15 protein-coding genes are annotated in these 23,411 nt (G+C 46.1%); 6 read left to right on the top strand and 9 right to left on the bottom strand.

What is annotated here, in order from left to right:
* Positions 1-603, bottom strand: a complete 603-nt coding sequence (locus ED652_RS12800) for a hypothetical protein (RefSeq protein ID WP_122055076.1) — start codon at positions 601-603, stop codon at positions 1-3.
* A gap of 180 nt (positions 604-783) precedes the next feature.
* Here ED652_RS12800 and ED652_RS12805 point away from each other — a divergent pair, with 180 nt between their 5' ends.
* The 4 genes from ED652_RS12805 to ED652_RS12820 are packed head-to-tail and all read left to right on the top strand — an operon-like array spanning position 784 to position 7,061.
* Positions 784-1,671, top strand: a complete 888-nt coding sequence (locus tag ED652_RS12805; protein ID WP_122055077.1) for an ABC transporter six-transmembrane domain-containing protein — start codon at positions 784-786, stop codon at positions 1,669-1,671.
* Complete coding sequence (locus tag ED652_RS12810) at positions 1,661-2,839, top strand: efflux RND transporter periplasmic adaptor subunit (RefSeq protein WP_122055078.1); 1,179 nt, start codon at positions 1,661-1,663, stop codon at positions 2,837-2,839. The genes ED652_RS12805 and ED652_RS12810 overlap by 11 nt, the downstream gene beginning before the upstream one ends.
* Positions 2,836-6,021 carry an efflux RND transporter permease subunit gene (locus ED652_RS12815; RefSeq protein ID WP_122055079.1) on the top strand — a complete coding sequence of 1,062 codons (3,186 nt, stop codon included), beginning with the start codon at positions 2,836-2,838 and terminating at the stop codon, positions 6,019-6,021. The genes ED652_RS12810 and ED652_RS12815 overlap by 4 nt, the downstream gene beginning before the upstream one ends.
* Entirely contained in the window at positions 6,018-7,061 is a 1,044-nt protein-coding gene (locus tag ED652_RS12820) for an AraC family transcriptional regulator (RefSeq protein ID WP_122055080.1), read from the top strand. Before ED652_RS12815 ends, ED652_RS12820 begins: the two co-directional genes overlap by 4 nt.
* A 115-nt stretch (positions 7,062-7,176) precedes the next feature.
* Here the strand turns inward: ED652_RS12820 and fruA are convergent, their stop codons facing one another.
* From fruA to fruB, 3 genes are read right to left on the bottom strand one after another with little or no spacing between them, the layout of a single operon-like run.
* Positions 7,177-8,937, bottom strand: coding sequence for a PTS fructose transporter subunit IIBC (gene fruA / locus ED652_RS12825; protein ID WP_122055081.1), 1,761 nt, complete (start codon positions 8,935-8,937; stop codon positions 7,177-7,179).
* 15 nt (positions 8,938-8,952) lie between these two features.
* Positions 8,953-9,930 carry a 1-phosphofructokinase gene (pfkB, locus tag ED652_RS12830; protein WP_122055082.1) on the bottom strand — a complete coding sequence of 326 codons (978 nt, stop codon included), beginning with the start codon at positions 9,928-9,930 and terminating at the stop codon, positions 8,953-8,955.
* Between the two features lie 9 nt (positions 9,931-9,939).
* A complete protein-coding gene (gene fruB, locus ED652_RS12835) occupies positions 9,940-11,073 on the bottom strand; it encodes a fused PTS fructose transporter subunit IIA/HPr protein (protein WP_122055083.1) in 1,134 nt (377 codons plus the stop codon).
* A 403-nt stretch (positions 11,074-11,476) separates the two neighbouring features.
* Between fruB and cra the strand changes: the two genes are divergently transcribed.
* Positions 11,477-12,481 carry a catabolite repressor/activator gene (cra, locus tag ED652_RS12840; protein WP_122055084.1) on the top strand — a complete coding sequence of 335 codons (1,005 nt, stop codon included), beginning with the start codon at positions 11,477-11,479 and terminating at the stop codon, positions 12,479-12,481.
* 97 nt (positions 12,482-12,578) lie between these two features.
* On the opposite strand, the gene ED652_RS12845 is transcribed toward cra, so the two are convergent.
* From ED652_RS12845 to nirB, 4 genes are all read right to left on the bottom strand, one after another.
* Entirely contained in the window at positions 12,579-14,369 is a 1,791-nt protein-coding gene (locus ED652_RS12845) for a bifunctional protein-serine/threonine kinase/phosphatase (RefSeq protein ID WP_122055085.1), read from the bottom strand.
* A gap of 147 nt (positions 14,370-14,516) precedes the next feature.
* Positions 14,517-15,986, bottom strand: coding sequence for a NarK family nitrate/nitrite MFS transporter (locus ED652_RS12850; protein ID WP_017106416.1), 1,470 nt, complete (start codon positions 15,984-15,986; stop codon positions 14,517-14,519).
* A gap of 142 nt (positions 15,987-16,128) precedes the next feature.
* Positions 16,129-16,473 carry a nitrite reductase small subunit NirD gene (gene nirD, locus ED652_RS12855; protein ID WP_122055086.1) on the bottom strand — a complete coding sequence of 115 codons (345 nt, stop codon included), beginning with the start codon at positions 16,471-16,473 and terminating at the stop codon, positions 16,129-16,131.
* Positions 16,474-16,612: 139 nt separating this feature from the next.
* On the bottom strand, positions 16,613-19,195 hold the full coding sequence (gene nirB / locus ED652_RS12860) for a nitrite reductase large subunit NirB (protein WP_122055087.1): 2,583 nt from the start codon (positions 19,193-19,195) through the stop codon (positions 16,613-16,615).
* A 471-nt stretch (positions 19,196-19,666) separates the two neighbouring features.
* Here nirB and ED652_RS12865 point away from each other — a divergent pair, with 471 nt between their 5' ends.
* Positions 19,667-22,249, top strand: coding sequence for a molybdopterin oxidoreductase family protein (locus tag ED652_RS12865; protein ID WP_122055088.1), 2,583 nt, complete (start codon positions 19,667-19,669; stop codon positions 22,247-22,249).
* Positions 22,250-22,385: 136 nt separating this feature from the next.
* Here the strand turns inward: ED652_RS12865 and ED652_RS12870 are convergent, their stop codons facing one another.
* The gene (locus tag ED652_RS12870) at positions 22,386-23,294 is read right to left on the bottom strand and encodes a LysR family transcriptional regulator (protein WP_122055089.1); all 909 of its coding nucleotides are present in this window, start codon (positions 23,292-23,294) and stop codon (positions 22,386-22,388) included.
* Positions 23,295-23,411 lie beyond the last annotated feature (117 nt).

Below are 23,411 nucleotides of genomic sequence, written 5' to 3' on the forward strand. Positions count from 1 at the left end.
TTACTGGTTGTTCTTATAATAGACGTATAACTCACTAGAATCTGGCAACCCATGCTGATTCAGCTGGTGATGTTCTATAACCATATCCACTTCTTTTAAAATCGCGATACCTTCCCAAGCTTGTGCTAGTTCCTGTTCAGTATGTTCGCCTTTACCTAGCAGAAGGGTGCCTTTGGCTTTGCTTGGAATCTTAATTAAGGGTTTGTTTTTATTTAATTTTGATTGCTGAATCGGGAAGCCAATCGTGATTGTTGCTTCGCTGAAATCTAAGCTGATGTCTTGATAGATCACGATGACTTGTTGTTGTGCGATCTCCTCATCATTTGCTTCTAGGTTTTGGTAGAAATCGACCCATAGGTCTGGCACGTCGTCTAAAGGAATCGTCTTACTCAAACCTTGCAGGTAAGTCGTGTTTGCAGTCGCCTGTTGTTTGACCTCTACGGACTTGTTTTTTGGCTGTTTGTCGATTGATGACTTGTTCGTTGATAACTCAGCGATTGGCTGCGCTGTCGATGCATCCGCAATCGCAGGCTGAATATGTAATAGCCCCCAGACAGCACCAGTAATACCGATGGTCGTGAGTAGTGAAGCGAATAATTTCATGCTCTTTCCTTGTTGTTCATTTTTCTTATCAAGGACAGTAAAGGAGATGAGGTAAACAAAAGGTAACCGATCTAGTTACTAAGCGAGTCTGTCGTCTAATTTGTTAATACAGCAATTTGGGACACTTTTTTCCATCTCGGATTGGTAATACTGGCGCCATATTCATTTATGGGCTCAATAATGCTATTCAAATATCCCATCTCACTGCTGACGATTATTCGGCTTAATCCATTAAAGGTCGCCGCGACTTGGTTAATGGTATTGGCTGAAAACGTGATGCTTATTCTGCTGCCGCTGTTTATTGGTTACGCCATCGACGGAGTGCTAAACCAAAGCTTTCAGCCTTTGATGATGTTGGCACTGATTCTTTTTGTACTGGTGATCATCAGTGTCGTTCGTCGTTTTTACGATACCCGTGTGTATGGTGCTATTCGCGTAAAACTGGCAAACCTTGTCGAGCGCAACCTGCGCGGTTTATCGATTTCGACCAAAGATGCGCGGCTAACCATGTCTCGTGAGTTGGTTGATTTCCTAGAAGATGATTTGCCTACTTTGATGACGGCGATAGTTCAGCTGGTCGCGACGGTGGTTATCCTTTCAACGTTTCACTTCTCATTGGCGCTTTGCATGTTGTTTGCGGGATTGTCGATGCTCGCGATTTATGGTGTGTTCCACCGAACCTTTACTCGGCTTAACGGCCAATTTAACGATCAAGTTGAACAGCAGGTGAAATTGCTGAGCGGTGTTCGTTTATCTGCACTTCGTTGGCATTTTGAGCGCTTAAAACAGTGTGAAATCAAACTGTCTGATACCGAAGCTGTTGTCTATGGGCTGATTTTTATCGTTTTGTTTGGCGCGGTCATCGGCAATTTATGGATGGTGAGTCAGCTTATCGAACCGACTGCGGGGCAAGTGTTCTCCATCGTTACCTATTCACTTGAGTTTGTTGAAACAGCAGTGATGCTACCAATTACGCTGCAAACCCTTTCTCGCCTTACTGAAATCAGTCAGCGCCTTAATCACACCTCCATTCAACAGGTTACCAAGGAGATACCTCATGAAATTTAAAAAGCCACTTTCTGTATTAGTCGGCTGTGCAGCCATCTTTATCGCGTTGGTTGTCGTTGATGAATTGGAACCTGAAGCTACCCAGTCAGTGAAGAAAGAAGCCGTCCTTGCCCCAGTTTCAGTGTTAGAGGTGACACCATCACAGCATCAATCGACATTAACTGTATTAGGTGTAACTGCTGCTCGTTGGCCTGTGCAGTTGAAAGCGTCCAGTAGCGCACAGCTGAAATGGCTAGATGAAAGCGTTGAACCGGGGAATTTGGTTAACAAAGGCGATGTGTTAGCAAGGTTAGATACTAGCGCAGTTGATGCGAACTTGGCTCAGGCGTTGAGCTCATTGAAACAAGCTGAATTGGAGTTGAAGCAGGCTAAGCATGAGCAAACGGTCGCGTTAAAAATGCTGAACCCGAAAACGAGTTCGTCTTTTGCTCGCAGAGAGCCTCAATTACTTGCAGCGAAAGCTAATCTAAAACAAGCAAAGCAGGCTTACCTGAGCGCACAGAAATTGTTGGAGGAATCAGTGATTACCGCGCCTTTTGATGCGGTGATCATGAAACGCCATATTAGCCCAAGAGAGTGGATAGAGGCGGGGCAAGTGACCTTTGAATTGGCTGCCAGTGATTCGATTGATATCAAGTTGCCGATTTCTGAAATGCATTGGCAACAAGTTCAAGCCGCTCTGACTGAACCGAGTATCACAGTAGTGAGTCGTTCTGGGAATCAGTGGCCCGCTAAGGCGCGTTATGTGTCTCCGCAAGTTGACTCGGTCACCCGTCAAAGACAAGTTGTGCTTTCGGTTGAGGCGCCTTATCAAAGTAAGCCAAGATTGTTTCCAAATCAGCAGGTCCAAGCCGTGGTTAACCTAGGGCTGAAGGATAACGTAGTCAGTGTACCTTTAAGTGCGATGACACGAGACGGATATGTGTGGACGTTAGACAGCAATGATTGTCTACGTAAAGAGTCGGTATCCTTGATTGGGCAAGGTAATCAGGTGCTTGATATTCGGTTTAATCAGCAAAGCGAACAGGTTCGCAGAGTGGTGCAATATCCGCTTTCTTCGATGTTAATTGGTAAGCAAGTAGCGCCTAACTTTTATCAAGATGATCGTTCAGAATCCATGATCGCGAGCCAATCTGATGATGAACAGATCGAGGAGGAAAACCAATGAGCTGGATGACCAAATGGTTTATCAATAACCCTGTTGCTGCCAATTTGTTGATGATGGCGATCGTGATCAGTGGTGTGCTTGCGTTCGGACAATTACGTGTCGAGTCGTTTCCACAAATTGCACCCTCTTCCATCAGTATCAGCGTTACTTACCCTGGCGGCACGGCGCAACAGATCGATGAGAGTGTTACGCAGCGAATCGAAGAGTCAATCAGTGGTATTGCAGGCATCAAACAGATCACCAGTCAGTCGAGTGCTGGGATTTCTCAGGTCATGGTTCGTAAAACCAGCAGTACAGATTTAGACAAGCTTCTGGACGACATTCGCAATCAAGTCAACGCGATTAATGGTTTTCCCGTACAAGCGGACAGGCCACAAGTTGTTCGTAACGAATTTACTAATTTAGCGGCGTTTGTGGTGGTCTCGGGGCCAAGAACCGATGACGAACTGCAACCTATCGCTAAGCAACTTGAACAAGCACTGAAGAAGAATCCGCGTATCTCGAAGGTATCAAATTGGGGAACTCGCACATCTCAACTGGTTATCGAGCCCGATCCTGACCAACTGAAAGCGTTAGAGTTGAGCTTAGAAGACCTCGCAGAGCTCGTTGAGCAGCGTTCGCTTGAGACTCGTAGCGGTGAACTGATCAGTGACAAAGGTCGAATGGTGATTCGTGGTGACGGTTACGCCGATGATCTACAGAAGTTGAACCAGCTTGTTGTGATTTCAGGAAGCAACGGAAAAATACTGTTGGGTGATATCGCCAAGTTAAGTCGTGGCTACCAATACAGTGGTTCTATCGTGCGTAACAACGGCTCTAACGCCATCGCCTTATTGGTCAGTACTAGCCAAAGCGATAACCTGCTCAAAGTCAGTGAAGCTATCAGTGAAACGCTTGACGCACAACGTGCAATTTTACCGTCGGATATAAAGCTGAATACGATGGCCGACATGGCACCTTACATTGAAGAGCAGCTATTTCGTTTGAGTGAAAACGCATGGCAAGGCCTGTTGATAGTTGTGGTTCTACTAGGAATCTTTCTTGAAATTAGGCTCGCGTTTTGGGTTGCAATGGGTATTCCAATTGCGCTGACTGGAACCTTGGCAGCAATGCAGTTGTTCAACTACAGCATCAACGATATCACCTTGTTTGGTTTTATTTTGGTACTCGGTGTGCTGGTGGACGATGCGGTTGTTGTAGGTGAAGCAATACATGAAAAACGGACGGGGAACGGCAGTAGCTCCGGGAATCCAAGCATAAATAGTTTCTCAAAGGTAAACGGTCCCTCTGATATAAACGGAAAGATAGCCGCTTGGCAGGGCGTTAACTCAGTATCAGTGGCTACCGTGTTTGGTGTGCTGACAACCATCGCAGCGTTTTCTCCAATGTTATGGATTAATAACGAGCTAGCCAAAGTATTGGCTGGGTTTTCAGCTGTGGTAATCTTTGCGCTGATATTCTCGCTTATTGAAAGCAAATTTATTTTGCCGTCACACTTGGCTCAGCTTTCTGTGAAAAAACCATCAACGGGTTTGTTCGCCAAGGTTCAGAATGCTGCTCAAGGCGGATTACAGTGGTTTAATTTCAACATCTACAAGCCAGTATTGGAGTTTGCACTTGGCTACAAAGTCGCGTCCTTGCTTGGGTTTGTGGCGGTTATCTCATTGGCTTATGGCATGTGGTCTAACGGTACGATTCGAAGTGCGCTGTTTCCTGAAATTCCGGGGCGTTACATCACCGCGGTTATTGAACTGGAAGATGGCGCGCCGTTGCCTTTACAGCGCCAAGCCTTGTTGCAAGTTGAGCAGGCGATAACGCAAGTAGAAAAAGGCTTGATGGACGATTACCCATTACAGGAAAAGCCTGTTGTGAACCTGCTTGCTTGGTCTGATGGCTATGGCGAAATCGAAGTTACAGCCGAGCTCACCAACGAATCCTTAAGCTCATTGCCGGGTAATTTATTGTTGAAGCGATGGAGAGAAAACACAGGGCAAATCGAAGGCGCTTATTCGGTTAAATTCAGTGCGGCAGAGGATCCTGCTGGTGGAACATTCTTAACGATCTCTTCCAATGATCGTGAGCTTGCTTCTCTAGTTAGCGAGGAGCTAGCGGATACTTTGGCTTCGTTGAAAGGCGTATCGGATGTCTACGACGACGGTCAGGATGGTTTGCCGCAAGTTCGTTTGGTATTGAATCAATATGGTCAGCAGTTAGGGTTAACTCAAGCGAAACTGGCTCAGTTAGCAGGCGAAGCGTTTGGCGAAAGAGAAGTCCATCGCCTGTTAGAAAATGGACAAGAGACCAAGGTGCTTCTGCAATATCCAAGAGAGGAGCGCAGAACCTTAGCTCAGCTACAACTGGCACTTGTCATGTTACCTAATGGCGGAAGTGTGATGATGGGGGATATTGCTGAGTTTCGTCATGAGCAAGAACCGCAAGTGGTTTACCGCCGTGACCGAGAGCAAGTGATCAACCTGTATTGGAAGCAGAACCGAGACCTGCAATCACCAGAGAAAATACGTGAGCAACTTGAAGATACGATTGAGTCTCTGCACCTACAATATCCAAGTGTAACCATTAAAGCAGGCGGTGAGTTTGAAGAGATAGGGGAGGTGTCGGATGGCTTCAAATCAGCAATGATTCTGACGTTGCTGATGATCTACATCTTGTTGGCGGTGCCCTTGAAGTCCTATTGGCAGCCGATGATCATCATGGCAGTGATACCGTTTGGATTCGCAGGCGCGATTTTTGGTCATTACTTGATGGATTTACCCATCAGCATTCTTTCGATGTTCGGCATGATGGCCATGACGGGCATCGTGATTAACGACTCGCTAGTGTTGATCACGCGCTTTAATAGTGAATATCGTCAAGGTGTGCCGTTACAGCAAGCGCTAGTTATTGCGGGTACTGGCCGCTTGAGAGCGATTTTCTTGACCACCATTACAACGGTGTGTGGATTGTTGCCATTGCTAAGCGAAACCGCAGAACAGGCGCAATACTTGAAACCAGCAGCAGTATCTTTGGTGTTTGGTGAGTTGTTTGCCACTGCGGTAACTCTGATTTTGATTCCGGTGCTGCTTGGTTTGTTTTGCCGCAAGCCGCCGCTAGTTGAAAATCGAATTGAAAAAGAACTGGGCGAGCAAGATTCATTAGAAGAACTCACTTTGGATCGCTCGTGATTGATTTTATAAAGGACAAAGACGATAGTGAAGCCAAGCTGCCCAGTTTAATAAAGCTGTCCAGTTCGGCGAAGCTAGCTGACAGTATGACTAAAGCCAATGTACCTGAGACCCAAGACAACAAACCTGCTTTGCATTTAGAGCCAGCTTTTAAGCTGGTGCCTGAGATTACATTGATTGAATCTTTGCCAGAGCACCTTCAAAAACGCTTTACGCATGCATTAACCTTGATGCATGAAGAGTGGGGTGAGCGTCGGACGTGGGAGGAGATAGCAACGGAGAGCGCGATTTCGCCCTACCATTTTCATCGTCAGTTTACCGAGCTGTTTAACGAAACTCCGGGTCAGTACCTGAGTCGTGTTCGATTACAAATCGCGGTGGGTTTGTTGATCAATGATGAGCCGTGGAGCGTGATTGAAATTGCTCAGTATTGTGGCTACTCCTCGTCGCAGTCATTAGGTAAGGCGCTTAAGCGCGAGCTTGGTGTTACTGCAAAACATATTCGAGAAATGGGTTATAACGCGACACCTAAGGAAACGGCAGACTTCATCCAGAAATTGGCACATCCAGGTGTGCAGTCTTCGATGGAAAAAGAGCTAGTTAAGTCTATGCCGATCGAGTTGGTTTGGTATCCAGAACGCGGTATGCAAAAGCTTAAGTTGGAAGATCCTGATTGGGACACGGTATTTGAAATCTATGGTCAGAAATCGACGCATTTGATGGGCACCACGCCGATCAAGCAAATGAATAATAAGTGGGACGACATCGACGCTGAAATTGGAAATTGGCAAGTCGCGAAAGATCGTTACGATATGACCATTCCTGAAGGCTACTACTTATGCAGCGACGTTTATCTGGTTTCGGATGTGGCTTACAGCACTGCGTTAGAAGCTCTGTTTAAGGCGGTTGAACAACAAGGTTTGAAGTTAGATGTGCAAGGTTATTTGGTAGAGATGATTCGTCAGATTGATACGGATGATGTCGAAGGCGTGACGTTCTCTTTTCAGTTACCCATTTTAACCACGCAAGACAGCGAATAATAAAAAGGCTCCTCAAATGAGGAGCCTTTATTCTGTTTCAAGGAGCTGTTTTACCAAGGAGCTGGTTATCAGAGCCTCTGTTCGACGGGTTTAGCCGTTAAACAGAGTCGGGGGATTAAGCCTCTGCTGTTACTTTATCGCTGCTCATCTTTTTAAGAGCTGCGTAACCAAAACCTGTTACCGCTGTACCTGCTGCAATCGCCACTAGGTACATAAGAACTGGAGAGATAGCGCCCGGAATTAGCAGTACGAACAAGCCGCCGTGTGGAGCCATTAGTTGAGCACCAAACATCATTGATAGAGCGCCCGTTAGTGCGCCACCTGCCATACATGCTGGGATAACACGCATTGGGTCTTTCGCTGCGAATGGGATTGCACCTTCAGAGATGAAACATAGTCCAAGAACGAATGATGCTTTACCTGCTTCGCGCTCGCCTGCTTCAAACTTGTCTTTCACTAGGAAAGTTGCAAGGCCCATACCTAGAGCCGGAACCATACCTGCTGCCATGATTGCTGCCATTGGTGCGTAAGTTTGTGAAGCCAATAGACCAACACCGAATGTGTAAGCCGCTTTGTTTACTGGACCACCAAGGTCGAAACACATCATTGCGCCTAGAATCACACCCAGAAGAATCGCATTAGACGTTCCCATGTTGTTTAGGAAGTCTGTCATTGCGCTCATCACGCCTGAAACTGGACCACCAACGATGTAAATCATGACCAAACCAGTGAACAAACTCGCGATAAACGGAATGATCAGAATCGGTTTGAGGGCTTCCATGGATTGTGGAAGTTGAACCTTGTCGGCAATGAATTTTGCTGCGTAACCCGCAATGAAACCCGCTGCGATACCACCTAGGAAACCTGCGCCTGTTGAACTAGCCAACATACCGCCGATTAGACCTGGAGCCAGACCCGGACGGTCAGCAATAGAGAATGCAATGAAACCAGCAAGAACAGGAATCATCAGTGCGAATGCAGAACCACCACCGATAGTCATCAATGCTGCTGCTAATGTGCCTTCTTCTTTGAACGCTTCGATACCGAATACGAAAGACAGTGCGATGATCAAACCACCCGCAACAACCACAGGAAGCATGTGAGATACACCTGTCATTAGGTGCTTGTACACACCTTTCTTCTCATCAGCAGGCGCTGAATTTGAAGACGCTGTGTGCTGGTATGGCTTAGCTTCAGCGAATGCTTTTTCCATCTCTTGCTTTGTTTTCTTCAAAGCAGGACCTGTTGTGGTTTTGTATAGCGCTTTGCCGTTAAAACGATCAAGAGGAACGTCGATGTCGGCAGCGATGATAACAAGATCAGCGTCTGCGATTTCTTGGTCAGTCAGTTGGTTTTTCGCACCTACAGAGCCGCGCGTTTCCACTTTAATTTGGTGACCTAGGCGTTTGCCTTCTGCTTCAAGCGCTTCAGCTGCCATAAAGGTATGTGCAACGCCAGTTGGGCAAGCCGTAATCGCTACGATCTTCTTGCTGCCTGTGCTTGCTGTTGTAGAAGAGTTTGGAGAAGTACCAGTAACTTGGATAGATTCTTCAATTTGAGAAGCGTCCAGTACTGTTGCTTCTGCTACCGCTTTCTCTAGAAATGCTTTTGCATCCGCAGTGCATTCAGAGATAGCCGCTTGGTACACTTTCTTACCGACAAAGCGCGCTTTATCAACGTTCGTGTTGGCTGCGATAACCACAACGTCGCTGCTGTCGATAGTGTCTTGCGATACGGTTGAGTCTGGTAGCACGCTTGATTGACATTCAATAGCGGCGTTCCAACCCAGTGCTTTTGTCGCTTGCTCTAACAAGCCTGCGGCGATGATGCTGTTTGCTACGCCACTAGGGCAAGCTGTGATAATGGTAATATTCATAATAATCCCTTTGTCCTATTTACTTGTGTCTAACTGACTAGTTGGAGCACTAAGCGCCTGTAATTGGATATTTTGTCTTACTGAATCCAGCTCTTGTTGGCTGGTTAAACCCACGCCTACCTGTGAAACTGCTAGAGCAGATAGGGCGGTTGCGAATTGAATAAGTTCTGGTTTTGGCATCTGTTGCATGTGACCCCAACATAGGCCAGCAACTAAGGTGTCACCTGCACCTACCGTGCTTACTACTTGCATGCGCGGAGGTTGAGCGTGTAACCACTCACCTTGGTTAAGCCACATCACACCTTCAGCACCAAGTGACACAACGATGTTATCGATGCCTTTTTCACTTAGGGCTTGGCCTGCGTGTTGGCATTGGTCGCGTGTAGTTAGTTCGGCGTTGAATAACTGAGATAGCTCTTCATCGTTTGGCTTGATCAGCCATGGTTGTGCATCGAGTCCCGCTTTAAGTGCATCACGGCTGCTGTCGAATAACACTTTCTTGCCCATATCGTGAAGTTTCTGAATCCACGATGCGCATAACATAGGTGAAATGCCCTGAGGTAAGCTGCCTGCAATCACGAAATATTCGTGGTCTTCAGCTAACCCGAATAGAGTGCGCTCAAACTGCTCGATGGCAATCGGTGTTACCGCTACGCCAGGGAAGTTGATGTCGCTAACTTGACCACTTTCTTCTACTAACTTCACGTTGATGCGAGTTGCGCCGTCGACACGAATAAAGCGGTCAGTTGCGCCCATCTGTTCGAACAGTTGGCAGAACGGTTCTTCGTTATTGCGACCAAGGAAACCTGTTACGGTGACTTTAGCGCCAAGCTCTGAAAGTACTTTTGCTACGTTTACGCCTTTACCCGCTGCATGCAGTGAGCTTTTGTTCACCAAGCTAACAGAACCTACGTTTAGCACATCGATGCTACCTGTCAGATCCAGAGCAGGGTTTAGGGTTACGGTAACGGCTTTGATTTGTTTATCAGACATATCGATTTCCTAACCTTCGCCAAGGCCAGAAGCGATAGCTTTGCCAATAGACTCAAGTGCTTGAGCTGCATCTTCACCTTCAGCAACAAACTGAAGCTGATGGCCGTGTTTAACGCCAAGCGCGATTACTTTCATCAAGCTCTTCGCGTTCACTTCTTTTCCATCGCCATCTAGGTTTGATACGCGGATAGTTGATTCGAACTTCTTCGCTTCAGCGACTAGCATTGCGCCCGGACGAGCGTGTAGGCCGTGTGCATTTTTGATTTTGAATACCGCGCAGTTGTCGTCGTCTTGAGAAGCTGTAGAAACCGCTTCACCTTTTAGAAGGCCAATCACTTGTGCTGCGTCAGCGGTTAACAGTTGTTGCTGTTTACCTTCGAAAACCATCTTGCTTAGGTTTGCCAGAATAGATTGGTGAGCGCTGTTACAAGCAGCAAATGCCACCAATGCTTTAACTGGTGTGCCTTCGTATTCGCAATCGTTCGCTGTTGAAACGAAAGATACGCCAGTGCGAGTTACGCCTTTATCACTGCCCAACAACCACAAGCCTTGGCCTAGGTGAGCCGGTGTTTTTGTTACTAAGTCAGCAACGAATGCATTGTCTGTACAACCTGTGTTCTTAAGTAGGCCACCCGCAACTGCCGACATTTGAATCATGTCGCTTGCAGGGAACAGCAGCTGAACTAAAGAAGCGTCTAGGTCTGCTTCTAGCTGAACTTCGCCATTAAGTAGGGCGATGATTTCGTCTTCTGATTTTGCTTGCTTTAATTTCTCTTCAACACCGTCTGCCGCTAGCACTTTGGTCAGTTGCTTAAGAATGCCTAAGTGCTCATCAGATTTAGCGGCAATACCAATCGCAACGTAAACACGGTTGCCGTCTGCCCAATCAATGCCTTCAGGGAAGTGGTGTACCGCAACGCCTGTCTCTTTCACTAGGCCACGAGTGTCAGTCGTTCCATGAGGAATCGCGATACCGTTGCCAAGGAACGTAGAGTTCTGGTTTTCACGGTTCAGCATTCCTTCAACGTAGCCAGAGTCAACTAAGCCTTTGGCTGTTAGGTCGCCTGCAATATTTTGGATTGCTTGGAACTTATCATTGGCCGTTTGGCCTAGAGTGATGTCAGATTTTGATAATTTAAGCATGGTGCCTCTTTAGCGTATCGCTTGAGAATTTGTGTATCGCTACGATTCCAACTAGAGCAAGAATTAGTGAATTTTACTCTTTGCTTTGCTCTTTGTGTTACTCGTGCTGAATCGGTTCAGCATTCAGTGTAAAAAAATTCAGCAAAGCCAATTTCGATTTTCAAAATAGTTTTGCTGCGTGTCGTTAATTCGGTCTGATTCGTGGATAACGAAAAGCTAAATAACGAAAGCTTATTAACAACAAATGACGCTCAATTCATTCAAAAGGATGATTGAAGTCACTTTTCAGATTTTGCTGAATCCTTTCAGCTTTTATACTGAATCGATTCAGCATATAATTCAACTAATCCAGGGATCAGATCATTCGTTATATGATCCTACGCACAAAATACAGGTCACTCATATGACACTTGATGAAATCGCTAAGTTGGCTGGAGTATCGAAAACCACAGCCAGTTATGTCATCAACGGCAAGGCGCAGAAATACAGAATCAGTGAAAAGACTCAACAGAAAGTCATGGCGGTTGTAGAAGAGTATAATTACCGTCCAGACCACGCCGCTTCGTCGTTGCGCGCTGGTAATAGCCGTTCATTTGGTTTGATTATTCCGGATCTGGAAAACAGCAGTTACGCGCGTTTAGCTAAATTGATAGAGCAGAACTCCCGTAAAGTGGGCTACCAGATATTGATTGGTTGTTCTGATGATGATGCTGAAACCGAACGAAAAGTGGCTGAAGCTTTGGTAAGTCGTCGTATTGATGCCTTGCTGGTTGCGAGCTCAATGCCTGACGCCAACGAGTTCTACTTAAAGTTGCAAAACTCAGGAACGCCAGTGATCGCAATTGACCGTCCGTTAGATGATGAGCACTTTGCTTGCGTACTCAGTGAAGATTTTGAAGCCGCGTTTGAATTGACCCATTCGATTCTTGATGACAGCATCCATAGTGTTGGTTTAATCGGCGCACTGCCTGATCTGAACATTTCGCGTGAACGTCACTTGGGCTTTGAAGCCGCAAACAAAGCACATACTCAACAAACAGGGCTAACAGAAAATAAGCCGATGGTTGTGGGTTATGGTGAGCACTTTGATAGAGAATCTGGACGCGAGGTTTTTGAAGAGTGGATAGCTAAAGGTACAGTTCCTGATGCGATTGTGACTATGTCTTACACCTTGTTAGAGGGTGTGTTGGATGTGATGGTCGAAAAGCCAGAGCTGATCAATCAAGTAAAACTGGCAACCTTTGGTGATAACCGTTTATTGGACTTCTTACCCTTTAAAGTCCATTCACTGCCGCAGCAATTTGAAGTGATTGCCGATAGTGCTTTTGCACTTGCTTTGAACGCATCAGCTAAACGCTATCAAGCTGGCATTGAGTTAGTGCCAAGAAGCTTAGTAAAACGAGGTTAAACGCGGTTAGCTTGATCTCTGAGGTTTAACTAGAGCTTCGAGGTTAGCTAGAGCTTCAAGGTGAGTATGACTCCCGTGGTCAGTTTGAACTTAAGGTTTAGTTAGAACTAAGCAATAAGCCAAACTCTACAATGGCAATAATGCCGAGTAACAAGGCCAACACCTTCCAAAACTGGATTGGGTTTCGGTTTATCAAAGGTTGCTTGGCTTTGCTTTTCACCAAGCTTTGGTTTGGTGTGTAAAGGTCTGCTACAAAATCCCCCAACACTTGATGACGCTCGCTCGGCGATTCCGCGCAGGCTTTTTGTAACCCCAAATCCACCCAGCTTGGTAAGTCAGTTCGTTTCTGAGTGATGGGTTGGTAGTCCCACTGATGATGACGAGATTGCTTAAGTGATTGTGCGGTCATTTCAGAGTAGGGCAATTCACCGGTTAACATCTCATAGCCGATCACAGCGATAGAGAACAGATCAGAGCTTGTGGTCGCCGTGTTATGTTTGATGGTCTCTGGAGCAATGTAATTGACCGCACCTAATGGAATGTCGTCTTTGTCTGCGAGCTCTCCTTCTTCAAGCCCTCTCACTAATACAGCGCCGAGGTCGATGATTTTTATCTCACCATCAGGTTGAAGCATGATGTTCTCGGGCTTTAAATCTCGGTGCACCATGTCGGCACGTTGTAATACTCGAATGCCTTGCGTGATCTTTTCTAATATTTCGCGCACTTCATTGAGTGACGGTTTTGGATTGTCGTACATCCATTGTCTTAGCGTGATGCCTTCAACCCATTCGCAGATTTGATATAAGAATTGCGAATGCTCTGGCGTCGGGTAAACCTTCATTACCTTCTTATTGTTCAGCAAGATGCCAGCCCATTGTTCATTAAAGAAAGCTCGTAGTTGCGACGGGCTATCGTGGTATTGAACGGAAGGCACTTTGAGCACGAATTTGGTTTGCGTTTCTTTCTGCATCACTCGGTACACATGGCTTCTTGAGCCTGCATACAACACCTCAAGCACCATAAAGTTGTCGATACTTTGCCCGAGTTTTAACGCGGGTGGGATGGCTCGTTTAGCTAGCTTTTCATGGAATTCAATCAGCGAAGGTTTAGGTAGGTGACTGACTTGCACAATCAAGCAGCTCACGTTGTCTGAACTGTTGTGGGTTAAAGCGGTGTTACAGATCGTTTGTGCGGCGTATTCGAAATCCACTTCAGGTCTATCGATGTGTTCTTTGAAAGTATTGGGAGCAACAAATTCATGCACGCCGTCAGAGGTCAGGATAAAGCAGTCGTCTTTCTTGATCGGCAGGGTTTGATAGTCAACGTTGAGTTGATTATCCATGCCCAAAGCTCGCGTTAGGTAATGTTTCTGTCCCATATTCTTACGTGTGTGGTCACGGGTCAGTTGGCGTAATTCTCCATCTCTTAATAGGTAAACTCGACTGTCACCGACATGGAATATATGCGCAGTGTTCGATTTCAATATCACGCTGCTAAAGGTGGAAACGAGCGCATTATGGTTAACTTGCTGTGCGGGATGAATATTAGAAACAGACGTGTTGAAGAGCCAAGAGTTGAGCGAGGTTAGGACTTTTTGCGCTGAACGCTGAATGCTCCAGCTATTTGGCGTGGCGTAATAGTCGTCGATAAACTGCATCACGCTGGTGTGGCTGGCTTTTTGGCCGTGCTCACTGCAACTTGCGCCGTCAGCTATACAAGCAACACTTCCTTTTAGCTCTTGCTCTGCACGAGTTTTAGGGTGTTTTACAATGATGGCGTCTTGGTTTTCATCACGGACTCCTTTATTCGAATAACCACCAAACTTAAGCTTAAGCTGGTTGTTGGATTCAGGCGTGATGACTTGCCCTTGGCTGAATGAAATCGTCATAACTGGTCTTCTTCTTAACTGGCTGTCTTCTCATTTGCTTGAGATCACATCTGAGGAAGAACAAAAGCCCTAGTGAACCTAGAGCCTTTGAACGCAGTACCAAAGTGGTGAAACACACTTCGGTACTACTCCCGATTCAATGAGTGGTTAGCTCGATACGTTAATCAAGGTCACGCTACCATCGTCATTCACTTCAGCAATTTGGCCGTTAGGCTCTTCCATGAACATCAGAGTAACGAAGCCTAGTACCGCTGTTCCTGCAATCACTAAGAAGAACGTTTGGTAACTTACGAATGAAAGCACAGTTAGGTAAACCACCGCACCCACGTTACCGTAAGCACCCGTCATACCTGCAATTTGACCTGTCATACGACGTTTAATCAGAGGTACTGTTGCAAACACCGCACCTTCACCGGCTTGTACGAAGAAAGAACACGCCATCGCAGCCACAACCGCTAGCCATACTGGCCATGTGCTGTCTACTTGACCCATTGCAAAGTAACCGACAGCAAGACCAATCGTCAGAATAAGCAGTGTTGGTTTACGACCGAATTTATCTGAAATCCAACCACCACCTGGGCGAGACATTAGGTTCATAAAGGCATAAGCCGATGCAACCATACCTGCAAGAACGGGTGTTAATTCAAAGGTTTCAGAGAAGAACAAAGGCAGCATTGAAACAACAGCCAATTCAGAACCAAAGGTCGCGAAGTACAATACGTTAAGTACAGCTACTTGCTTGAATTTGTACTGGTGAATCTCTGGCACTTCTTCTTTAAATACGTTCTTATTTACCTTCCAAACTTGCGACACTTCGTACACGTAAAGTGCGGCTAAACCTGCGTAAACCGAGTTAACCGCCATGTCAGAAAGCATATTGATGTTGCTTGGTGATAGCTTCCATGTCAGTAGTGCTAAAGCGGCATACATCGGGATCTTCATAATGAGTAGGAAGAAAAAGTCACCCTTTGATGTCACTTCCATTGCCGTTACTTGAGCCGGTTTGAAGTAAGTCGAACCTTTTGGTGTATCCGTTACATTTTTGTAGAAGATAAACGAGAACGCTAAGCTCATAAGGCCAGTAATACCGACCGCATAACGCCAACCATCTTCACCACCAAATGCTAGAGCGAGAGTTGGAAGCGTGAATGCTGCCGCTGCTGAACCGAAGTTACCCCAGCCGCCGTAAATACCTTCAGCTGTACCCAGTTCATTGTGTGGGAACCACTCAGACACAAGACGAATACCGACAACGAAGCCTGCACCGATAAAGCCTAATAGGAAACGAGCAATTGCCGCTTGAATGAAAGAGTCTGCCATAGCAAACATAAAACAAGGGATTGAACAGACCGCGAGTAGCGAAGAGTAGACCAATCTTGGGCCGTATCGGTCGGTTAACATACCAATCGCGACACGTGCAGGAATGGTCAATGCAACGTTGAGAATAAGGAGTGTTTTGATTTCCTCAGTTGAAAGGCCAAGCGAGGTTTTCACCATTTGCAGTAGTGGGGCAAAGTTGAACCACACGACAAAGGTGATAAAAAAGGCCATCCAACTTAGGTGTAAGGTTTTCATCTTACCCGTAAATGAAAGCAGCGAAAATTTTGTGTTATCCATGGTTTAAATCCTTTAAATCTGGAAAATTACCCGTCTTTAGCTCGTGCGTTACTTCCGAAATTCGAACGCATTAATGTGGCTAAACCCTATGCCGAAATTGCTCACGCTGATAAAGCGTTTACATGATGATGTCGGCGTTTAGTTAACTGGCGATAGCAAGCGGTGCGAGAACCTGAACCTGTTCTCCTTGCTTGCGAACTTCAAATTTCACGAGCTTGAGATCGGGTTGTTCAAGGCATGCGCCAGTTTCTAAGTGGTAATGCTGCTTGTATAAGGGGGAGGCGACGTAAGGCTCACCGCTTAATGAACCAATGATACCACGTGACATCACATTCGCCTTGCCAGCAGGATCGTAATTAGAGAGCCCATAAAGCGTGTCACTGCGCTTGCAGTAAAAAATAGCCACTTGGTTATCGTCTACTTTGGCGCAAATCCCACCATTTGGGGTTAGGTCGCGGGTGCTGCATACGGTTGTCCAATTTTCCATGACTTTCTCCTAGTCAAAACATAAAACTAATAATCAATTCAATTAGGGTGATAGCCGACAGTAGTTTTCTTGGGCTGCGCCACTGTCGACTATCGATATTGGGTTTAGTTGTTACTGATTCACTCACCATCAATTCGGCTTACGAAACTTCCGTTACTTCGATTTGGTCAGCCTTAGCTAGCTTTTCATCGCGTTGTGAATCTGAAGAAGAGCTCAAGCTCGGCTTAGGAAAACGCTGTTCTCGTTCTTTGATGAATGACAGGCTAGTGTCCATTTCTTCGCTGTTAATGTAGTGCTGGAAGCGTTTCATCTTTTCAGGGTTTTCGATGGTGGTTTTCCATTCACATTGGTATTTTTCGATGTTGAGAGCGATGTCAGCTTCAAGTTCTTCAGCAACATTGAGCTTGTCTTCAATCACGACTTGCTTGAGGTATTCGATGCCACCTTCAAGGTTCTCCATCCATACTGATGTGCGTTGTAGGCGATCTGCAGTACGTGTGTAGAACATCAGAATGCGGTCGATGTATTGCAGCAGGGTGGTTTCATCAAGGTCGGTAGCGAAAAGGTCACCGTGGCGAGGGCGCATACCGCCGTTACCACAGATGTAGAGGTTCCAACCTTTGTCGGTTGCGATAATGCCAAAGTCTTTTGATTGCGCTTCTGCACATTCACGAGTACAGCCAGAAACCGCAAACTTGATCTTGTGGGGTGAGCGTAAGCCTTTGTAGCGGTTTTCTAGTCGAATTGCTAAGCCAACACTGTCGTCTACGCCGTATCGACACCAAGTGCTACCCACACACGATTTCACTGTACGTACCGATTTACCGTAAGCGTGGCCAGTTTCAAAACCAGCATCGATTAGCTTTTTCCAGATGATTGGCAGTTCATTAAGTTGCGCGCCAAACAAGTCGACACGTTGACCACCGGTGATCTTGGTGTAAAGGTCGAACTCTTTAGCGACTTCGCCAAGCACGATCAGTCTATCGGGTGTAATTTCACCGCCCGCAATACGCGGAACCACAGAGTAGGTGCCGTCTTTCTGCATGTTGCCGAGGTAAATGTCGTTGGTGTCTTGCAGTTCGATGTGTTGATCTTCGAGGATGTAATCGTTCCAGTACGAAGCCAAAATTGAACCGACTGCTGGCTTGCACACGGTACAGCCCAATCCGTTTCCGTGAGAATCTAACAACTCATCAAATGTCTTAATCTTGTTGACTCGAATGATGTCGGTAAGCTCTTGGCGAGAATAGGCAAAGTGCTCACAGATATCGTTAGATACCTCGACACCTAAGTTACTCAGTTCGCTATCAAGAACCTGTTTAGCAAGGGCAGAACAACCCCCACAACCTGTTGAAGCGTTGGTGGTTTCTTTTAGTGCAGCCATCGTGGTGCAGCCAGCAGATACCGCGTCTTTAATGTCGCCTTTGGTCACATCGAAACATGAACAAATCACTGCGCTATCAGGCAGAGCTTCAACACCCATTGCCGAACCTGAATCATCCGCGACGTTAGGTAGAATCAGCACTGATGGGTTTTCAGGAAGAGGCATGTCATTTTGTTTGATTTGCAGCAGCGAACCGTAAGCTTCGGCGTCACCCACCAATACCGCACCGACAATTTTCTTGCCATCAGCCGATATGATCAGGCGCTTATAAACCTGTTCGATTTCATCGTTATAGGTATACGATTGAGCGCCTTCGGTTTGGCCGTGTACTTCACCGATACTAGCAACATCAACCCCCAGCAATTTGAGTTTGGTACTCATGTCGGCACCAGTAAATGAAGCGTCGCTCGTTCCGGCCGATAAGATATGCGCAGCCGCGATTTTCGCCATTGAATAGCCTGGGGCGACTAAGCCGAAGATCTTGTTGTCCCAAAGGGCACATTCACCAATCGCATACACATTGTCGATGTTGGTTTGGCAGTGATCGTTAATCACGATGCCGCCACGTTCACCAATGGCGATGTCAGAGCTACGAGCTAAGGCATCTTGAGGACGAATACCCGCAGAGAACACGATCATGTCGGTTTCAAGATGGGTGCCGTCTGCAAAGTTCATTCTGTAGCGAGCATTCTCACCCGCGACTATCTCAGAGGTTGCCTTCTCGGTGTGAACTTGGACGCCAAGGTCTTCAATTTTTCTGCGTAAAAGCGCACCGCCACCGTCATCTAATTGTACGGCCATCAAACGAGGTGCGAATTCCACAACATGAGTTTCTAAGCCAAGGTTTTTGACTGCGTTTGCGGCTTCTAAGCCAAGCAGGCCACCACCAATCACCACGCCAGATTTACTACCCTTACTTGATAATTCAATGGCGTCTAGATCTTCGATGGTGCGATAAACGTGGCAGTGTTCTTGGTCGTTACCGGGAATAGGGGGAACAAAAGGGAATGAACCGGTCGCCAGAATCAATGTGTCATAACTTTCGGTATGTCCCGATTCAGTCACAACGCACTTATTTTCGGTATCTAGTTGAGCGACTCTCGCGTTGAGCAGGTAATTGACGCCATTGCTTTGGTAATACTCTTCGCTGGTTAATGCCAAGTCATCAGCATTTCCGCGTTTGAAGTAAGCAGTTAGCTGAACTCGGTCGTAGGCTAACCTTGGTTCTTCACTGAAAGTAATCACATCAAACTCATCACTGTCTGATTGCAGGATGTTGTCGATAAATTTGTGTCCAACCATGCCGTTACCAACAACGACGATTTTCTTCTTGCTCATAATCCATTCCTTATTCTCGGCTTCTCTGTTTCGAGTATCTAATTTCTAGTCGCTAGCAGATGAATACCGGGTTGAGATTCCACTCAATTCATAATTATCAAGAAAACAAAAATTGTTTTTCTAAGTCTTGGTTTCTAGTGGAGCAAGGAGGATGCCAGATTACATCTCATCAAATTAAATAAAATTTAACTTTTATTTTTCAATGAATTAAAAATATGGGGCAGCACGCATTTACCCCTAAAGTGGTATGTAATTATTTTGTTAAATTTATGGAAATGAGCGTTTGTGGTGCAACTTTCAGCAAGATGGTGCAAAAATTAAGTTTCTATCTTGGTTAAGTTGAAATCTATTCAGTGTTGATATTTTGTTTTTTATTAAGTGATTGTTTTTAATGTGAAATATTTCATTTTTGTCGGCTGGTATTAAGTGGCGTGCTATTTGCTTGGTTTGAGTTATTACAATTATGGATAATTGAGCGAGAAACGGATGACCGATTCAAACAACGGCTGGATAAAATCAACCTGTGCTTATTGTGGTGTAGGGTGTGGAATAGAAGCGAGACCGACATCGTTAGGAAAACTAGAAGTACGTGGTGATAAAGATCACCCATCAAACTATGGGAAGCTATGTACTAAAGGGATTGCGCTTGGTGATACTGTCACGCCTTTAGGACGCCTAACACAGCCTGCTCATATTCAGAATGAGCAAAAACAAGAGCTGGATTGGAACAGTGCTACTCAGTTGGTCGCAGACAAATTCAATCAAACGATTGAAGAATTTGGGGCCGATTCGGTTGCGTTTTATGTTTCTGGTCAGCTGCTTACCGAAGACTATTACGTTGCCAATAAATTGATGAAAGGCTTCATCGGTAGTGGCAACATCGACAGTAACTCTCGCCTTTGCATGGCTTCAACTGTGGTCGGGCATAAGCGAGCATTTGGCGCAGACACAGTACCTGTCTGTTATGAAGATCTCGAGCAAGCTGATCTCGTCGTGATTACAGGCTCCAACCTAGCATGGTGTCACCCGGTACTTTTTCAAAGGTTAAGAGCGGCCAAACAAGCCAACCCTGCATTAAAAGTGATCGTCATTGACCCTCGTTATACCGACACCTGTGAAATTGCCGACATACACTTGGCGTTGGAGTCAGGCTCAGATGTGGCACTGTTCAATGGTTTGCTAGCCTACTTAGATGACAACGACCAGATCGATGCTGACTACATTGAACATCACACCCAAGGTTTTACTGAAGCCATTCGATCCGCAACTCATTACCGTTATACCGAGTCGGGCTGGGGCGACAAAAGTGTTCCCGAACTAACAGGGCTTACTGAGCAACAACTCGAACAGTACTACAAGTTGTTTGCTTCTAATGAGAAAGTGCTCACCATCTATTCCCAAGGCGTGAACCAATCCACACAAGGGTGTGACAAGGTGAATGCCATTATTAACTGCCATTTAGCCACCGGAAAAATTGGTAAACCGGGCATGGGGCCATTCTCTGTAACGGGTCAGCCAAACGCAATGGGCGGACGAGAGGTGGGTGGCCTAGCCAATACCTTAGCGGCGCACTTTGAATTTGGTGATCCGCAGTCACACCAAACCGTCAGCGAGTTTTGGCAAACCGACAGCTTATCCACTCACGCAGGGTTAAAAGCAATTGAGCTGTTTGATGCCATGAATGAGGGAAAAATTAAAGCGGTGTGGATCATGGCAACCAACCCAGTCGTGAGTTTACCAGATAGCGAAAAAATCAAAGCCGCACTAGAGAAGTGCCCGTTTGTGGTGGTGTCGGATTGTATTGCTGATACTGAAACCACTCGCTTGGCCGATGTGGTGCTGCCCGCGCAAGGGTGGAGCGAGAAGTCGGGCACCGTGACTAATTCTGAGCGTCGAATCTCACGCCAACGCCGTATATTACCAAGCCCAGGGGAAGCCAAACCTGATTGGTGGATATTAAAAGAAGTCGCACAGAGAATGGGATTCAACGATCAATTTGATTACCGTCACGAAGGCGAGATCTTCAAAGAGTATTGTGAGATGACAGCGCTCGGCAATGAAACAGGCAAAGCGCGTGACTTATGCTTAATTGGACTCACGCAACTGGATGAGAAAGGCTATGGCGAACTCACTCCACAGCAATGGCCAGTGCTAAAATATCAACCAGAGATCATTGAGCAGCGTATGTTCACCAAAGGCGAGTTCTTTACCGAATCTGGCAAAGCGCAGTTTATTGCGGTTGAGCACGATAAGCCGATTGCTGATACCAGTGTCGAATTCCCACTTATCATGAACACAGGCCGAATCCGAGACCAGTGGCACACCATGAGCCGCACAGGCTTGGCCGCAGGTTTAGGCGAACACACACCAGAACCCTTTGTTGCGATGCACCCAGATACGGTTGCAGAGCTTGGATTAGATGAATTTGGGCTAGATGCCTTCAACCACGCCACTATTAATCCAGTGGTGAAAGTGCGTAGCGCACAAGGGGAGTGCCAAGCCCGCTTAGTGGTAACCAAAGAGATGCGCCGCGAACAAGTCTTCATGCCTATTCATTGGAACGCACCGACCGCCAAAGACAGCAAACCGTGTGACTTGATCTTGCCTCATACCGATGCGGCTTCAGGCCAGCCAGAGTTTAAACACACCCCAGTGGTGGTTGAGCCGTGTGGCTATCGCAGCGAAGCCGCACTGGTCAGCGACAAGGTGATGGATTGCAGTGGCTTTGATTACTGGGTACGTCAAAGAGTGGAGGGCGGCTTTCTGTATCGCATCTCATCATCTAAGAACCCAATGGAGCTGGTGATTCAACTTGCTAACACCCTCGATGCATTACCAGAACCTAACGCAGAGGCAATTAAATCACTCCATTACCACGGCAACAAATCGTTTAAGAACTATGGCTCTGCCAAGCTGGGTCAGTCTGGTGTGAAGCAAGCCTTTGTGGTGAACAGCAAGCTCGACCATCAAAGCATCGAATGGCTGGTGGAGTGCCTAACCCGAGAAGCCGATGAAGAGTTTGAAGCCGAGTTTTTGAGAGCATTAGCTAGCTAGGCGATGCTGTTAAAAGATAAGCCACATTTGTCGGCTTATCTTCTTGTTCTTTTTCTTGGGAAGGTGGTGAGAGGGGAGTCACACGTTTATGTATCCGATATCTGGACTTCACTGATACCTTAAATTTCACCAATACCTAGGCTTTACCGTTAGTCGTTTTGAAGTGGTGCCACAATTTTGCCATTCCTGGCGTCATTTCTTCAGTAGAGAAGCGGTAGAGTTTTATTTTGGCGGTAATCGGTGAAATGGTTTCTGAAAACCTCATCAATAAACCTTGCTCGAGCTCTTCTTGAACAAACCCTTCTGGCAACCACGCGACTCCGTGACCTGATAGCGCCATTGATTTGAGAGAGTGCGTAACGGCGTTTTCATACACGATATCAAAACTACACAGGCTTTGAGCAATTGAGCCATGTTTTTCTAACACTTGTGCGAAAAAGGTATTCGACGGGTAACTAAGTAGAGGAACATTGGAATTTTTTCGATCTTTATAGAGCGCAGAACCATCACTTTTGGTGGCCACTACAGGTATCAGGCACTCATACCCAATGGTGACAGATTCAACTTCTGGGTTGGGTACATAAAGACGACTTCCCTTGAAAGAGAGACCGATAAGAAAGTCCGAACGATTGTCGATAAAGGCTTGAACTGAATCATGTAAGTTATTTGGACTGACATAAACTAAGAGTGTTTTAAACGTATCTGTGTACTCGTTAATCATCTTGTTCACAACATATTCCGACAGTGAATGCTGGGTGTGAAATGTGATCTTTGTTTCATTATTGTTAGATTTCTTGACGGTTTCTAACCTTGCGTAGTCGATCTGCTGTTTTAGATCGTTGGCATGTTTAAGAAAACGGAATCCCGCTTTGGTGAAGGTGGCCGGGTAGGTATTTCTATTTACCAAGTCAACACCAACCCATTCTTCTAATAGCTTGATTCTTCTTCCAAAAGCGGGCTGGGTTATATTTCGGGCCTTTGCTGCTTTTGCGAAACTTCCGTACTGTGCGAGGTGTAAAAAATCCTCAATCCATTTTAAGTCCATTTGGCTAACCTTCATCTTTAATTAATCGCGATGGTCTTTGTTTAAACCGATATTTAACAGCTTATTAACAAAAAGCATTGTCTTTTTAGCCGTTTCGCCAATTAATATTAAATGTAC

The organism is Vibrio sp. Evd11, assembly GCF_900382755.1.
Lineage (GTDB): Bacteria > Pseudomonadota > Gammaproteobacteria > Enterobacterales > Vibrionaceae > Vibrio > Vibrio lentus.

What these genes read in the sequence shown, in the direction of transcription:
- ED652_RS12800 (WP_122055076.1), bottom strand. Translation starts at nt 603, where the DNA reads ATGAAATTATTCGCTTCACTACTCACGACCATCGGTATTACTGGTGCT.
- ED652_RS12870 (WP_122055089.1), bottom strand. Translation starts at nt 23,294, where the DNA reads ATGGACTTAAAATGGATTGAGGATTTTTTACACCTCGCACAGTACGGA.
- fruB (WP_122055083.1), bottom strand. Translation starts at nt 11,073, where the DNA reads ATGCTTAAATTATCAAAATCTGACATCACTCTAGGCCAAACGGCCAAT.
- ED652_RS12845 (WP_122055085.1), bottom strand. Translation starts at nt 14,369, where the DNA reads ATGACGATTTCATTCAGCCAAGGGCAAGTCATCACGCCTGAATCCAAC.
- pfkB (WP_122055082.1), bottom strand. Translation starts at nt 9,930, where the DNA reads ATGTCTGATAAACAAATCAAAGCCGTTACCGTAACCCTAAACCCTGCT.
- ED652_RS12810 (WP_122055078.1), top strand. Translation starts at nt 1,661, where the DNA reads ATGAAATTTAAAAAGCCACTTTCTGTATTAGTCGGCTGTGCAGCCATC.
- nirB (WP_122055087.1), bottom strand. Translation starts at nt 19,195, where the DNA reads ATGAGCAAGAAGAAAATCGTCGTTGTTGGTAACGGCATGGTTGGACAC.
- ED652_RS12815 (WP_122055079.1), top strand. Translation starts at nt 2,836, where the DNA reads ATGAGCTGGATGACCAAATGGTTTATCAATAACCCTGTTGCTGCCAAT.
- fruA (WP_122055081.1), bottom strand. Translation starts at nt 8,937, where the DNA reads ATGAATATTACCATTATCACAGCTTGCCCTAGTGGCGTAGCAAACAGC.
- ED652_RS12850 (WP_017106416.1), bottom strand. Translation starts at nt 15,986, where the DNA reads ATGGATAACACAAAATTTTCGCTGCTTTCATTTACGGGTAAGATGAAA.
- cra (WP_122055084.1), top strand. Translation starts at nt 11,477, where the DNA reads ATGACACTTGATGAAATCGCTAAGTTGGCTGGAGTATCGAAAACCACA.
- ED652_RS12805 (WP_122055077.1), top strand. Translation starts at nt 784, where the DNA reads ATGCTATTCAAATATCCCATCTCACTGCTGACGATTATTCGGCTTAAT.
- nirD (WP_122055086.1), bottom strand. Translation starts at nt 16,473, where the DNA reads ATGGAAAATTGGACAACCGTATGCAGCACCCGCGACCTAACCCCAAAT.